Below are 14,322 nucleotides of genomic sequence, written 5' to 3'. Positions count from 1 at the left end.
CGATTTTTATCGTGACTGAATTCGTTGGTCATTTACAAATGCTTTTAAAAAGAAGTGCTCATTAGAATTTGGAGTCCTACTATACGCCAGCTCAAAATTCGCAACGGCCTTTTCTAATGATGTGGAATTGGTTACGTTGCTGGTGGAAATCAGTTCTTTCCAATAGCGATTCATCTCCTCCAAATCACAAATTGATTCATGTCCAAGTAAGTAGTAATTAGCATCATATTTTTGAATATCCTCGATCATAGGCAATAAAACTGATTGTTTGATATGGAATAAACCATTTGTAGTTGTACCATAAGCACTATCTCCTAAGAAAAGCACTTTATCATCAGGAACATAAATAATCGTTGAATCATTGCTATGAGTACTCCTAATTTTTTCAAGTACACAAACTTTGTTCCCTAAGTCAATAGTAAGCGACTTTTCAAACATAATATCTGGAGCATGTAATCTAAATGATTCTCTCGCTGGTATTTCACTTTTTATCATTTCCATACATTTAGATGACATCCATTTAGAGTCTACATATGTTTGAAGCGATTCATCATCAAATGAATAGTTTTGCCATGTAGTTAAAAATTCATTTGTCCGGTTATTTACGATGATGATGGAAGAATCAAACTCATTTAACCCTAGAAAATGGTCCCAATGTCCATGGGTAATGACCAAATATTTTACTGGTGGTACAGGTAGACGTTTAATTTCATTTAAAAATTCTTGTGCATGTTGAACAGAATTTCCGGCATCTATTACTAAACTATATTTATCTCCACAGACCAGCCCTAAAGTTGGTCTTTCTTTATTATCGTCGTTATCTAAATAATAGATAGATTGATTTAATTTATTTAGCATGTTCCTTCTCCTCTACATTTTAATCATCTGCGAAAAGAGAAAATCTACATGCTTATTATCAAGTTAGATTATATAGATTTTCTCATATTATTTTTTCACCATTGGACGTTACCTCCGCTTTTATGAGTGCCACATCATTTAAAAATCAAACGATGCGGCCTGATTCCATTTACTATATCAATATTTTTCCAATAATTCCTTATTAATTGATTATTTTTGCAAGTGGAGTAAAGCCTTCTACGATGAGAAATTATGTATTTTCTACAATATCCACTAAGTTAGTTCTTTTTTTACCGTTCCAATCATATTTACTTATATAAGGGACAAGTTAAAGGAGTTGATGTAAGTGAATCCGACAATCGTCATTTCTATCATGGTTGGGGTTATTGTGTTATTACTTCTCTTTGGTACTTCATTTAAGCCGATGCGATTTCTTGCGCATGGTACGGTTAAATTAGGAATCGGGATTTTATTTTTATTCTTCTTCAATGTGATTGGTGGCTCGTTTGGATTGCATATTCCAATCAATTTATTCACAGCGATTGTATCTGGATTCCTGGGATTATTTGGACTTGCTTCGCTTGCGGCAATTCATATGATTATTCTTCCCTAATTGAAGATAAAAGTTTCAAAGAATTATAGTATAGCTTCCGTTTATTCTGGTTAAACTAGCTACTAGTTTAACGGAGGTGGGGAACATGGAACAAAGAATAGTAGAATTAAAACATTGTGGTATATGCGAGGAAAAGAAGGAACTTGGGATACATGTATACAACATGTTTATATGCACGGAGTGTGAATACAATATGATTCATACAGAGCCTCGAGAGGAAAAATACCATTATTATTTGCAAAAACTAAAAAATATTAATCAACCTTCACTCTTTTCATAGATTGTGAAATCGGTCTTTGCATTATTTCTTGCAAAGGCTTTTTTAGTTGTTATGATATTGGTATCAGTTTTTGAAAGGGAAATGACCGATGAATCAACAAGCAATGCCTTTACTAGAGCAATTAATTACATTTAATAAACAAAATCCGCTATCCTTTCATGTTCCGGGACATAAGCATGGTGACATTCTATCTAAAGCAGCAGAGCCTTATTTTAAATCGATTTTACCAATCGATTTAACCGAATTATCGGGGCTGGATGATTTACATGCTCCACAAGGGGTTATTAACGAGGCACAACGACTTGCAGCAGAATACTTTGGCGCTGATCATACCTTTTTCTTAGTTGGCGGGAGTACGGCCGGTAATTTAGCTATGATACTTGCTACCTGTGCACCGGGCGATAAAATAATTGTGCAGCGGAATAGCCATAAATCGATTATGAATGGCCTTGAGCTGTCTGGTGCGAAGCCGATATTGATTAGTCCTGTATTTAATGAAGCGGTGGAACGTTTTACAGCACCAAGCCCTCAAACGGTGAAAGAAGCAATCCTGGCCCACCCAGATGCTAAAGCGATCGTATTAACCTATCCGGATTACTTTGGGAAAACCTATGATTTAAAAGAAATGATTGACTTCGCACATGAGCACGAGCTGCCGGTCTTAGTAGATGAAGCCCATGGGGTCCATTTTTCACTTGGGGTGCCTTTTCCAACGTCAGCACTTGCTTTAGGAGCGGATGTTGTTGTCCAATCGGCACATAAGATGGCGCCTGCAATGACGATGGCCTCGTTCCTACATGTCCAATCATCTTATATTTCACAGGAGCAAATTGCTCATTATTTACAAATGATCCAATCGAGTAGTCCGTCTTATCCATTAATGGCCTCTTTAGATATGGCGAGACATTATCTAGCTAATTTATCAGGTGATGAAATCCAACGTGTACTAGAGTCGGTTCAGACACTTCGGAATATATGGAAGAAAGGGAAGCACTGGCACATAGTGGAAAGTGATGACCCATTGAAAATTACGCTACAAGTAAGAAAAGGACTGTCTGGATTTGATTTAGCAAGTGCGTTCGAAGAGCATTCGGTATATCCCGAGTTAGCGACAGATACACAGGTACTACTCATTCACGGAATAAAAGGATTTGACCAGTTTACACGGGTTGAGAAAATAGTAAATTCGATGAACGAACAATATAAATATAGGACAAATCATGCTACAATAGAGGTAAGTACATTATTTCATGAACCGATGAAAGAACTAGCAGTAAGCTATCTTGATATGTATAGTCTGCCCAAGAAAAAGGTTCCAATAGAGCAGGCAATCGGCTTGATTGCGGCAGAAGCGATTATTCCGTATCCACCAGGTATTCCTGTTATTTTAAAAGGAGAAAGGATAACGGAAGAACAAATTAGACTAATTCATCATTTAATAAAGCAAGGGGCAACAATTCAGCATCAAGATATGGAGCAAGGCATCCAGGTTTTTGGCTGAAAACTAAAGGAGAAGAAATTACGTGAGCGGTTATTTTATTACGTTTGAAGGTGGCGAAGGAGCAGGTAAAACGTCTATTCTTCACTCTATAGCAGATAAGCTACAACAATTAGGGTATGACGTGGTTCAAACACGTGAACCCGGTGGTATTGATATAGCGGAAAAAATCCGTAATATTATTCTTAATCCATCACATACAGCAATGGATGGAAGAACAGAAGCATTATTATATGCAGCAGCAAGAAGACAGCATTTAGTAGAAAAGGTTTTCCCAGCATTAGAACAGGGAAAAATTGTACTATGTGATCGTTTTATTGATAGCAGCTTAGCTTACCAGGGCTATGCGAGAGAATTAGGAATGGATGAAGTGTTTACTATTAATCAATTCGCTATTCAGAATGCAATGCCTAATTTAACCTTATTCTTTGATATTGAGCCGAGAAAAGGCTTGGAGAGAATCTCGCTTAATAAAGATAGAGAAAGAAATCGATTGGATCTAGAAGAAATAGAATTCCATGAAAAGGTTTATGAGGCTTATCAGCTATTAGTAAAGCGATTCCCAGAAAGAATTCAAGTTATTAATGCCGATCAGTCGATAGAAAAGGTAGAGGAAGACAGCCTATCATTAATAACCCAATATTTAAATACTATGGAGTAAAGAAAGGAGGTTAGCGTATGAAATTAGTTATGGCCGTTATTCAAGATAAGGATTCCAACCGCTTAACAGATGCCCTTGGAAAAAATAATTATCAGTCTACCAAGCTTGCAACGACCGGTGGATTTTTAAAAGAGGGGAATACCACTCTAATTATCGGTTGTGAGGATGAGCGTGTCGATGATGTATTACAAATCATCAAAGAAAACTGTTCTCAACGCGAACAGATGGTAGCACCTATTTCACCAATGGGTGGAAATGCAGATTCGTATATTCCACGTCCTGTTAAAGTAGAGGTTGGCGGAGCTACAGTATTTGTATTGCCGATTGAATCATTTTTTCAATTCTAAACTAGAACTTGGAAGGGGGCTGAGCAGATGAAGATAAGTCAAGAAATGCTAAAACAGATTGATACTTCTCAAAAAAGTGTTCGTACGGCGAAACAAGATCAACCATCTTTTGGGTCCATTGTTCAGTCCCAAGCCCAAAAGATGCAAGCTGCAGAACTTCAGAGATTAATGAGTGATATTACGGTTCAAGGAGACCGATTAGCACGATTTCGTTCTTTTAAGGATTTGGTCAAGTTTAAGCGGCTAATTAAACGTTTTTTAGAGGAAGCAGTTTCGAATGGATTGGATTTACAGAAGTCGCTTAGCTTTAGTTATACAGGCAGTAGTCGGAATTTGACGTTAGTGAAAGAGATTGATGAAAAGTTAATAGAGCTTACAGAAGAGATTATGAATCAGGAAAAAAAGACAGTAGATCTATTAGGACTTATAGGTGAGATTAAGGGTCTACTGGTTAACATATATACGTAAATTGGTATGGTGAAGTAATGGTAAGCACGTATCGATCCGTAAAGGCTTAGCCTTTTACTGCGTCATTACCAATAAACAAACATACGAATGAAATGGACTAGTTGTAAGGGAAGGTTTTTATGGAGACGTGGTCTGATGTGGCTGAGATTCAGCCGATGGTTTGTAAGGTTATTACCAATAGTATAAAGAAAAATCGGATTTCACATGCTTATTTACTCCAAGGTGCACGTGGGACTGGTAAGGAAGATATTGCGGTATTAATTGCGAAGGTCCTATTCTGTAGGAATAAGACAGGAGCTGATCCTTGTTTAACGTGTACGGATTGTAAGCGGATTGATTCGCGCAATCATCCCGATGTCCATTGGATTGAACCAGAGGGTCAATCGATTAAAATCGAGCAGATTAAAAACTTACAAAAGGAATTTACCTATTCTGGTCTTGAGTCGGATCAGAAAGTTTATATGATAAAGGGTGCCGATACCCTAACAGCAAACGCAGCAAATCGGATTTTAAAGTTCTTAGAGGAACCAAGTAAACAAACAACGGCTATCATGATGACAGAGAATAGCCAAGCCATTTTACCGACCATCCGCTCCCGCTGCCAGATCATTGATCTGCAGCCGTTAAATCCAGAGCATTTTCAACAGAGGTTAGTAGATTCGGGATTAAATGAGGCAACAGCCAGGTTAATGAGTGCACTAACGAATAATTTGGATGAGGCATTAGAGTGGAGTCAAGATGAGTGGTTTGCCGTAGCTAGAAAAGTAGTGGTACAATTAGTAGAAGCATTTACAGATAATTCAAATGATGTGTATTTATTTATACATAATCATTGGCTTTCTACCTTTAAAGAAAGAAAACAGCTAGAGCAAGGAATTGATTTATTGCTTTTAGCGTTTAAAGATATTCTATATTACCATCTGGATCATGTTGAATCGCTAACCTTTTTCCAGCAGGGGGAGCGATTAGAGCGTTTGGGGATGTACTTTTCACAGGAGAAATTAACGACGATCCTCCATGATTTGCTAGATGCAAAGAGAAAGTTGAAGCAGAATGTCCATCCAACACTTGTGATGGAACAGCTAACACTTCAAATAGAGAGGTGAACTAGGATGATAGGGGTTATTGGTGTCCGTTTTAAAAAAGCGGGTAAAATATATTATTTTGACCCTGCCGGCCTAGACATAGAGACGGATAGCTATGTCATCGTGGAAACGGTAAGAGGGATAGAGTTTGGTAAAGTAGTCATTGCGAATAAGATGGTAGATGAGGAAGATGTCGTTCTGCCATTAAAGAAAGTACTTCGCATTGCGAACGAGAAAGATAAGCTTACCGTAATGGAAAATAAAGAATATGCGGATCAAGCATTTTCCGCCTGCTCTAAGAAGATTGAAGAGCATGTGTTAGATATGAATTTAGTCGATGTAGAATATACATTTGACCGTAATAAAATTATTTTTTACTTTACTGCTGACGGACGTGTTGATTTCCGTGAACTAGTAAAAGATTTAGCTGCAATGTTTAAAACACGAATCGAGCTAAGACAAATTGGTGTTCGTGATGAGGCAAAAATGCTAGGTGGGATTGGACCTTGTGGTAGAATGCTATGTTGCTCTACTTTTTTAGGGGATTTTGAACCAGTATCAATTAAGATGGCCAAAGATCAAAACTTGTCTCTCAACCCAGCTAAAATATCTGGCTTATGTGGAAGACTTATGTGTTGTCTAAAATATGAGAATGATGAATATGAAGAAGCAAAACGTGAGCTTCCGGATTTAGGCGAGCATGTAAAAACGCCACACGGAAGAGGGCATGTGGTTGGTCTTAATATTCTTGATCGCGTTATTCAAATAGAAATTCCATCAAAAGAACGTGTTATTGAATATACCTTGGATGAACTCATCGAAGAAGGAATTGTGACAGCTCAGGGCCAAGAATAATGGAGTGAGTCGAATTGCAAAAAAGACAAATATTTGACCAAGTAACCGATATGGAAAAGCAAATTGGTGAATTATATGAACAGCTAGGTGATTTGAAGGGTAAACTTCGTGATTTACTAGAAGAAAATCATCGCTTAGCTATGGAAAACCATCATTTACGTAATCGATTGGATGGATTGGAGTCTGATCCGGAAACCTCGGGTGAAGAGTTAACGAAGATGCCAAGTGAGGGCTATGATAATTTAGCAAGATTATATGAAGAGGGTTTTCATATTTGTAATTTGGAATTTGGGAGTCCAAGACGGAATGAAGACTGTATGTTTTGTTTAGATTTTCTTAGTAAAAAGAAATAACATATAATATAGCTGTCTGGTGAAGATTAAATCCAGACAGCTTTTCTTTATTTTTTGTTCTTATGCTGTGATAAGACTCGTTACGTTAGCGTATCTTGGCTTACGTATAATTGGAGTTACGGATAGAGAACAACAAGGAATATAATTATAATGTTTCAGGTAGTAGGAAAGGATTTAGAGGTATGGTTAAATTATTTGATGATGAGAGGCTGGACTATTTAGTGGCAGATGAGGGGATGCAGATTATTCAAAGTCCTACTGCTTTTTCCTTTTCGTTAGATGCGGTGCTGTTGGCGAATTTTGCTCAAATACCGATTAAGAGAGGGTCCATTCTTGATTTATGTAGTGGCAATGGTGTGATCCCGCTTTTATTGTCTAGAAAGAGTCAGGCACAAATTGTAGGTGTTGAAATACAGGATAGGATTATTCATATGGCAAAGCGCAGTATTGAGCTAAATGAATTAACCGAGCAGATTACAATGATTCATGGAGATATTCGCAACCTAAAGGAAGAATTAGGACATTCTAGCTTTGACGTGGTAACGTGTAATCCACCGTATTTTAAAACGCCATCTCGTACAGAGCATAATCAGAATGAGCATTTAACAATTGCGAGACATGAAGTGCTCTGCACATTAGAAGATGCCGTGAAAGCATGTAAGCTACATGTTCGGCCAGGTGGAAAAGTAGCGATGGTACATAGACCAGGAAGGCTTGTTGATATTTTAACTACTTTCCGCGCCTATCGGTTGGAACCGAAACGAATCCGTCTCGTCTATCCGAAAAAGGGTCGTGAGGCGAATATGCTACTAATTGAGGGCGTTCGTGATGGGAAAGCAGATTTACATATTTTGCCGCCATTAGTTATTTATAATGAAGATGGTACTTACACAGAGGAAGCAAAGGAGATTATCTATGAGTGATCAAGAACATACGGTATACATCCTGAAATGCAGTGATAATACACTATATACTGGCTACACGAATGATTTAGAGAATCGGCTAAAGGCGCATGAAGCTGGTAAGGGTGCAAAATACACACGAGGACGTGGACCTTTTCAAGTAATGTTTGTGGAGAAATTCCCTACGAAAGAAGAAGCGATGAAGCGAGAATATGAAATTAAGCAATTAACGAGAAAAGGGAAATTCCAGTTAATCCGAGATAAATTGAAAGAGGTTATGCAGTATGATCGTTCAAAAGAGCTTTGAACCCCGTGATGTAGGAACGTTATATGTTGTTCCGACCCCTATTGGTAATTTAGAGGATATTACCTACCGGGCACTTTCTGTATTAAAATCGGTATCGGTAATTGCTGCAGAGGATACGCGGAATACGAAAAGACTATTAAATCACTTTGAGATTTCTACCTCGTTAATCAGCTACCATGAGCATAATAAAATCGGACGAGAGAACCAGCTACTAGAAAAGTTAGCAGGTGGTGAGTCGATTGCATTAGTAAGTGATGCTGGTATGCCGGCCATTTCGGATCCTGGTTATGAGATAGTGAAGGCTTGTGCGGAACAAGAATACCCTGTAGTCGTCTTACCTGGTGCCAATGCGGCATTATGTGCTTTAGTAGGCTCTGGGTTGCCGAATAAGGAGTTTTTATTTTATGGCTTCCTGCCTAGAAAGCAAAAGGATAAAGAAGCGGAGTTAGCACGCTTAGGACGACTCCAAGCAACCATTATCTTCTATGAATCGCCATATAGAATAAAAGAGACCTTAAAAGCGATACAAAAGCAGCTTGGTAATCGTCAAATGGCGATCGCTCGTGAGCTGACGAAGCGCTTTGAAGAATATGTACGTGGAACAGCAGAGGAAATCGTTGCATGGGCTAATGAAAATGAGCCAAAGGGTGAATTTTGTATCGTTGTGGAAGGAAGCACTGAAGAACTTGAACCGGAAGCAGAAGTCTGGTGGGAGGGCATGGAAGTAAATGATCATGTCGAACATTATATTCAGCAGGGTCTCTCTAGTAAAGAAGCTATTAAACAAGTAGCAAAGGATAGAAATCTTCCAAAGCGAGAGGTCTATCAAGCCTATCATATTGAATAAGCATAATCGTAAGCACAATGAAAAAGCACCGTGCTCTCGCTTGGATTTTATACTATATCTTTTGAAAAAAGAGCTAGAACAGAATCTCCTGTTGTAGCTCTTTTCATAAGTTGACCTATTTAAATCGGGATTGAATCTCTTCAATTAGAAGCTTTGCTCCCTCAGGGCTAAGAACGATTTTACCGTTAGCCAATGAAATATTTTCATCTGAAGATTCTCCCGTAATTTGGCACGCCATATTAGGTTGGTATTTCTTTAAAATTACTTTGTCATTATCAACGTAAATTTCAAGTGGATCCTTGATGTTAATGTCTAATGTTCTACGTAGCTCAATAGGAATGACAACCCTTCCAAGCTCATCTACCTTTCTCACAATACCAGTAGATTTCATTAATATTCCCCTCCTCGAAATAAAAGCCATTTCGTCACTTTTCGACATATTTCTTTGCCTATATTATCAAACATTTCCTGTTTCTGTCAAATATGTTGACCTAATTATAGGAAAATTTTATGAATTAACATTCTTTTTTCCATACCCAGTCTAGCATAAACCTAAACCAGAACATACAAAAAAATTTATAAATATTCCATTTTGAGAGTAATTGTAAGCCATCTACAGCCTATTTGTCTAAAATTTGCTCTTAACGCTAATAATTCAAGGTATAGGTGATGATAACAAGTAAGAAAATATGGAAATCTATTGATAAAATCGATACAATAGAAGAATCTTAACAGGTTACGAGGAGGCTATTTGATGAGTGAACAAAAAACATTTTATATTACCACACCAATTTATTACCCAAGCGGTAAACTACATATAGGACATGCTTATTCCACAGTTGCTGGCGATGCTATTTCTCGTTACAAACGTATGCGTGGCTATGATGTTATGTATTTAACAGGTACAGATGAGCACGGACAAAAAATACAACGTAAAGCCGAGGAAAAAGGGGTTACCCCACAACAATATGTGGATGAAATTGTAAGTGGAATCCAAGACCTATGGAAAAAGCTTGAAATTACAAACGATGATTTTATCCGTACGACAGAAGAGCGTCATAAAAAGGTAGTTGCCAAGATTTTCGATCAATTAGTTAAACAAGGCGATATTTATTTAGACCAATATGAAGGTTGGTATTGTACTTCCGATGAATCCTTCTTTACAGAACGCCAATTAGTTGATGGGCACTGTCCAGATTGTGGTGGTAAGGTAGAGATGGTTAAAGAAGAATCCTATTTCTTCAAAATGAGTAAATATGTTGATCGTCTAGTGCAGTACTATGATGAACATCCTGAGTTTATCCAACCAGAGAGCCGTAAGAATGAAATGTTAAATAATTTTATTAAGCCAGGACTTGAAGATCTGGCAGTTTCGAGAACGACCTTTGATTGGGGAATTAAAGTTCCAGGGGATCCGAAGCATGTCATTTACGTTTGGATTGATGCACTAAGCAACTATATTACTGCTATTGGCTATGGTTCAGAAGATGAAGCGAAATTTAAGAAATACTGGCCAGCAGATGTCCATTTAATGAGTAAGGAAATTGTACGATTCCATACCATTTATTGGCCAATTATGTTAATGGCACTTGATTTACCACTTCCGAAGAAAGTATTCGCACATGGTTGGATTCTGATGAAGGACGGTAAGATGTCTAAATCAAAAGGGAATGTCGTTGACCCTGTAAGCTTGATTGACCGTTATGGTCTGGATGCATTACGTTATTATTTACTTCGTGAAGTACCATTTGGTTCAGATGGGGTATTTACACCTGAAGGCTTTGTCGAGCGTACGAACTTTGATTTAGCAAATGATTTAGGTAATCTATTAAATCGTACCGTAGCTATGATTGAAAAGTACTTTGATGGGGAGCTTCCAGAATATCGCCTGGCGGAAACAGAGGTCGATCAATCGCTAGAAGCGACGATAAAAGACACGATTCAACAAGTAGAAGAAGCATTAGAAGATATGCAGTTCTCTGTTGCACTATCCTCTATCTGGCAATTAATTAGTAGAACGAATAAATATATTGATGAGACAACACCATGGGTTCTAGCAAAGGATGAATCAAATAAAGCAAGACTTGGCAATGTGATGGCGCATTTAGCGGATTCCTTACGCATAGTTGCGGTTATGCTTCAGCCTTTCTTAACCAAATCGCCAGAAGAAATATTTAGACAGCTAGGCGTTCAAGATGATGCATTAAAAGAATGGGATAGTGTATATGAGCTAGGGCAAATTACGCCTGGTACAAAGGTTGTCAAGGGTGCACCATTATTCCCACGTCTTGAGGTGGAAGAAGAAGTAGCAGCCATTAAAGCAATGATGCAAGGCCCAGCAGTGGAGGAAGAAGAAGCAGAGCAAGAGGCAGATAAAAAAGCGGAAATTGTCTATGATGATTTCATGAAGCTTGATATGCGCGTAGCAGAGGTTATCCATGCCGAAAAAATGAAAAAAGCCGACAAACTATTAAAGCTGCAACTCGATTTAGGTAGCGAAAAACGTCAGGTTATTTCTGGTATTGCAAAATATTATTCACCAGAAGAAATGGTAGGAAAGAAAGTAATCTGTGTAACCAACCTAAAACCGGTTAAACTACGCGGTGAAATGTCAGAAGGTATGATTCTATCAGGAGAAGATGAACAAGGTAACCTATCACTAGCAACTGTAGAACAATCCCTACCAAACGGTTCGATTGTAAAGTAAGAAAAAAATGGTCTGTAGACCGTGATTCTAGTGAACAATAAGGAGTCTGGACACTAATCAATGGTATTCGGACTGATAATGAATCAAATAAAGGTCAGCAAACTACACGCCCCGAACGTGTAGCAGTCTGACCTTTTTTCATAGAAAGGACGATAACATGTTATTTGACACACATGTACATTTGAACGCTAGGCAATTTTTAGAAGACCGTGACGAGGTAATAAAACGTGCATTCGATACTGGTGTAACATACATGGTTGTAGTAGGTTTTGATAGCGAAACGATTCCACTAGCAATAGAAATAGCGGAGCAATATGACACTATTTATGCAGCAGTAGGCTGGCATCCAGTAGATGCTATCGACATGACCGACGAAGATTTGACATGGATTGAGGAATTATCACAACATCCGAAAGTAGTCGCGATTGGCGAAATGGGCTTAGACTATCATTGGGACAAGTCACCAAAGGACGTTCAAAAAGAAGTATTTCGTAAACAAATTCAATTAGCCAAAAAAGTGAAGATGCCAATCATTATTCATAACCGTGAAGCAACCGAAGATATTATTACGATCCTTCAAGAGGAGAATGCGAAAGAAATTGGCGGAATTATGCACTGTTATAATGACTCTGCCGAATATGTTCAAACATGCTTGGACATGAACTTCTATATATCACTAGGCGGTCCCGTAACATTCAAAAACGCACCAATGCCAAAAGAAGTTGCAGCGATGGTACCAATCGATCGTTTACTTATCGAAACAGATGCACCATTTCTTGCTCCACATCCCAATCGGGGAAAACGAAATGAACCTGCCTATGTAAAATTAGTAGCAGAAAAGATAGCGGAAATAAGACAAATTTCGCTAGAAGAATTAAGTGAAAAAACAACCGAAAATGCATGCTCCATTTTCAAAATCAAGAGGTAAATAGTTAAATGTAACTAGAAAAAACATATTTTTTTCATTTTTTTAGATAAAAAAGACTAGGGAAAATCTAGTCTTTTTTATTTTTGACAAAGTTAGAAATAGCAAGGGTTTAGCTGGGGTCAATGCTATTTGGACAACGAGCGGATATGGGTGTTGTAATAAAACTGTAAAACAACCGTAATCCTATAATCATTTACTTTTACATAACAGTGTCTATATAATCAATTCGAATAAGGAGGCAAGAAGCATGCGAATTGTTTCAAAGCTATTGCCGGCCTCGAAACGGATGCTGGTTATTTCAAGTATTGGTGTAATTGCACTTTTTGCATTTGGAAGTATGATACTATTTTACGCAACACAGAAAGAAGTAGTATTCGCTGAGAATGGAAAAGATAGAACAATAGCAACCCATGCCAATACAGTAGAAGAGCTACTAGAAGAAGTAGGGATTGAATTCGGAGAGCATGATGCACTATCACATGATTTAAGTGCAGAGATTGCAAACGGAATGAAAATAGAATATAAAAAAGCAAATAAAGTTATGGTTACAGTAGACGGCGAAGAACAAATGTATTATACAGTAGCCGACACAGTAGAAGAATTCTTAAATGAAAATAATCTTTCTATTGCTAAGCATGACGAATTATCCCATCCATTAGACGAAGTGATTAAAGATAACTTGGATCTTTCTGTCAAGAGAGCTTTTCAAGTGACGATTGATGATGGTGGGAAAGAAAAGAAGATTTGGACGACAGGTAGTTCTGTTCAGGAGTTGCTAAACGAAAGTAAGGTCACCTTATCAGAGCTTGATCAAGTAAAGCCAGCTCTAGATAAAACGATTACGAAGGATACGACAATCTCCATCGTTCGAGTTGAAAAGAAAGTGGAAGAAGTAACAGATATCGTTGCTTTCCAAACCGAAACACGTCAGGATAGTTCATTGGACAAAGGGCAAGAAAAAGTCATTTCGCCTGGTGAAGAGGGTGCCGTTGTTAAAACATATGAAGTGACATATGAAAACGGCAAAGAAGTAAGCCGGGATCTAGTAAGTGAAGAAGTGACAAAAGAAAGTCAAAACCGTATAGTCGCAATTGGAACGAAAGAGCCACAAAATCTTGTTACATTATCAGATGGCGGTGGCAAAGAAATTACGATGACTGCAAGTGCATTTACAGCAGAGTGTAATGGATGCTCAGGATATACCGCTACTGGGATTAACCTAAAGGATAATCCTAATTCAAAGGTTATTGCGGTTGATCCAAATGTCATCCCACTCGGTACTAGAGTATGGGTAGAAGGCTACGGAGAAGCAATTGCAGGAGATACAGGTGGTCATATCAAAGGGAACCGTATTGACATCCATGTCCCAACTAAAGCAGATGCCTATAATTGGGGTGTGAAAAAAGTAAAAGTAAAAATATTAGATTAATGTAAACCATGCTCCCGCCATGTTATAGTGGTAAGAGCATGGTTTTTTACTTACAGTCAGGAAAGTATAAAATATATCCCGTAAGCTTAAGAAACTAACATATTCGCTAACGAACGAGAGAAAGCGAAGTACCTTCAAACTGTAAAATACATGATTCTGCTAAGCATATGGGATATTTCGAATA

General features: G+C 37.9%; 17 protein-coding genes. 15 read left to right on the top strand and 2 right to left on the bottom strand.

Annotated elements, in window-relative coordinates; all coding sequences use genetic code 11:
- Nucleotides 1-6 precede the first annotated feature (6 nt).
- Nucleotides 7-858 (bottom strand): MBL fold metallo-hydrolase, encoded by an 852-nt coding sequence (locus MKY78_RS09635; protein ID WP_339217592.1) that lies wholly within the window; start codon nt 856-858, stop codon nt 7-9.
- Between the two features lie 346 nt (nt 859-1,204).
- Here MKY78_RS09635 and MKY78_RS09630 point away from each other — a divergent pair, with 346 nt between their 5' ends.
- The 12 genes from MKY78_RS09630 to rsmI all read left to right on the top strand — a co-directional run bounded on the left by MKY78_RS09630 (nt 1,205) and on the right by rsmI (nt 9,074).
- Complete coding sequence (locus MKY78_RS09630) at nt 1,205-1,471, top strand: pro-sigmaK processing inhibitor BofA family protein (protein WP_339217590.1); 267 nt, start codon at nt 1,205-1,207, stop codon at nt 1,469-1,471.
- An 85-nt stretch (nt 1,472-1,556) separates the two neighbouring features.
- Entirely contained in the window at nt 1,557-1,751 is a 195-nt protein-coding gene (locus tag MKY78_RS09625) for a sigma factor G inhibitor Gin (protein ID WP_211740783.1), read from the top strand.
- 88 nt (nt 1,752-1,839) lie between these two features.
- Nucleotides 1,840-3,252 carry an aminotransferase class I/II-fold pyridoxal phosphate-dependent enzyme gene (locus MKY78_RS09620; protein WP_339217588.1) on the top strand — a complete coding sequence of 471 codons (1,413 nt, stop codon included), beginning with the start codon at nt 1,840-1,842 and terminating at the stop codon, nt 3,250-3,252.
- A 22-nt stretch (nt 3,253-3,274) separates the two neighbouring features.
- The gene (gene tmk / locus MKY78_RS09615; RefSeq protein ID WP_211740781.1) at nt 3,275-3,910 is read left to right on the top strand and encodes a dTMP kinase; all 636 of its coding nucleotides are present in this window, start codon (nt 3,275-3,277) and stop codon (nt 3,908-3,910) included.
- A 17-nt stretch (nt 3,911-3,927) separates the two neighbouring features.
- Nucleotides 3,928-4,257 carry a cyclic-di-AMP receptor gene (locus tag MKY78_RS09610; protein ID WP_186871091.1) on the top strand — a complete coding sequence of 110 codons (330 nt, stop codon included), beginning with the start codon at nt 3,928-3,930 and terminating at the stop codon, nt 4,255-4,257.
- A gap of 27 nt (nt 4,258-4,284) precedes the next feature.
- Complete coding sequence (locus MKY78_RS09605; RefSeq protein ID WP_211740780.1) at nt 4,285-4,725, top strand: YaaR family protein; 441 nt, start codon at nt 4,285-4,287, stop codon at nt 4,723-4,725.
- 119 nt (nt 4,726-4,844) lie between these two features.
- Nucleotides 4,845-5,831 carry a DNA polymerase III subunit delta' gene (holB, locus tag MKY78_RS09600; protein WP_211740779.1) on the top strand — a complete coding sequence of 329 codons (987 nt, stop codon included), beginning with the start codon at nt 4,845-4,847 and terminating at the stop codon, nt 5,829-5,831.
- A gap of 6 nt (nt 5,832-5,837) precedes the next feature.
- Nucleotides 5,838-6,665: a stage 0 sporulation family protein gene (locus tag MKY78_RS09595; protein ID WP_339217585.1), complete on the top strand. Its 828-nt coding sequence runs from the start codon at nt 5,838-5,840 to the stop codon at nt 6,663-6,665.
- 14 nt (nt 6,666-6,679) lie between these two features.
- Nucleotides 6,680-7,018 carry a DNA replication initiation control protein YabA gene (yabA, locus tag MKY78_RS09590; protein WP_186871095.1) on the top strand — a complete coding sequence of 113 codons (339 nt, stop codon included), beginning with the start codon at nt 6,680-6,682 and terminating at the stop codon, nt 7,016-7,018.
- A gap of 182 nt (nt 7,019-7,200) precedes the next feature.
- Nucleotides 7,201-7,941, top strand: coding sequence for a tRNA1(Val) (adenine(37)-N6)-methyltransferase (locus MKY78_RS09585; RefSeq protein ID WP_186871096.1), 741 nt, complete (start codon nt 7,201-7,203; stop codon nt 7,939-7,941).
- Nucleotides 7,934-8,227: a GIY-YIG nuclease family protein gene (locus MKY78_RS09580; protein WP_186871097.1), complete on the top strand. Its 294-nt coding sequence runs from the start codon at nt 7,934-7,936 to the stop codon at nt 8,225-8,227. Before MKY78_RS09585 ends, MKY78_RS09580 begins: the two co-directional genes overlap by 8 nt.
- Nucleotides 8,205-9,074 (top strand): 16S rRNA (cytidine(1402)-2'-O)-methyltransferase, encoded by an 870-nt coding sequence (gene rsmI, locus MKY78_RS09575; protein ID WP_211740778.1) that lies wholly within the window; start codon nt 8,205-8,207, stop codon nt 9,072-9,074. Before MKY78_RS09580 ends, rsmI begins: the two co-directional genes overlap by 23 nt.
- A 115-nt stretch (nt 9,075-9,189) precedes the next feature.
- Here rsmI and MKY78_RS09570 read toward each other — a convergent pair whose 3' ends face one another.
- Nucleotides 9,190-9,465 carry an AbrB/MazE/SpoVT family DNA-binding domain-containing protein gene (locus MKY78_RS09570; RefSeq protein ID WP_186871099.1) on the bottom strand — a complete coding sequence of 92 codons (276 nt, stop codon included), beginning with the start codon at nt 9,463-9,465 and terminating at the stop codon, nt 9,190-9,192.
- Between the two features lie 363 nt (nt 9,466-9,828).
- On the opposite strand from MKY78_RS09570, the gene metG reads away from it, so the two are divergent.
- The 3 genes from metG (at nt 9,829) to MKY78_RS09555 (ending at nt 14,138) form a co-directional block, all read left to right on the top strand.
- Nucleotides 9,829-11,781 carry a methionine--tRNA ligase gene (gene metG, locus MKY78_RS09565; RefSeq protein ID WP_339217581.1) on the top strand — a complete coding sequence of 651 codons (1,953 nt, stop codon included), beginning with the start codon at nt 9,829-9,831 and terminating at the stop codon, nt 11,779-11,781.
- 157 nt (nt 11,782-11,938) lie between these two features.
- The gene (locus MKY78_RS09560; protein ID WP_339217579.1) at nt 11,939-12,709 is read left to right on the top strand and encodes a TatD family hydrolase; all 771 of its coding nucleotides are present in this window, start codon (nt 11,939-11,941) and stop codon (nt 12,707-12,709) included.
- Nucleotides 12,710-12,956: 247 nt separating this feature from the next.
- On the top strand, nt 12,957-14,138 hold the full coding sequence (locus MKY78_RS09555; protein ID WP_339217577.1) for a ubiquitin-like domain-containing protein: 1,182 nt from the start codon (nt 12,957-12,959) through the stop codon (nt 14,136-14,138).
- Nucleotides 14,139-14,322 lie beyond the last annotated feature (184 nt).

Origin of the sequence: Ornithinibacillus sp. FSL M8-0202, assembly GCF_037975285.1 — a bacterium.
In the GTDB taxonomy this organism is placed as follows: Bacteria; Bacillota; Bacilli; order Bacillales; family Amphibacillaceae; genus Ornithinibacillus; species Ornithinibacillus massiliensis.
Note: the sequence above shows the minus strand (reverse complement) of the source record. Positions and strands in the feature narration are given on the sequence as shown.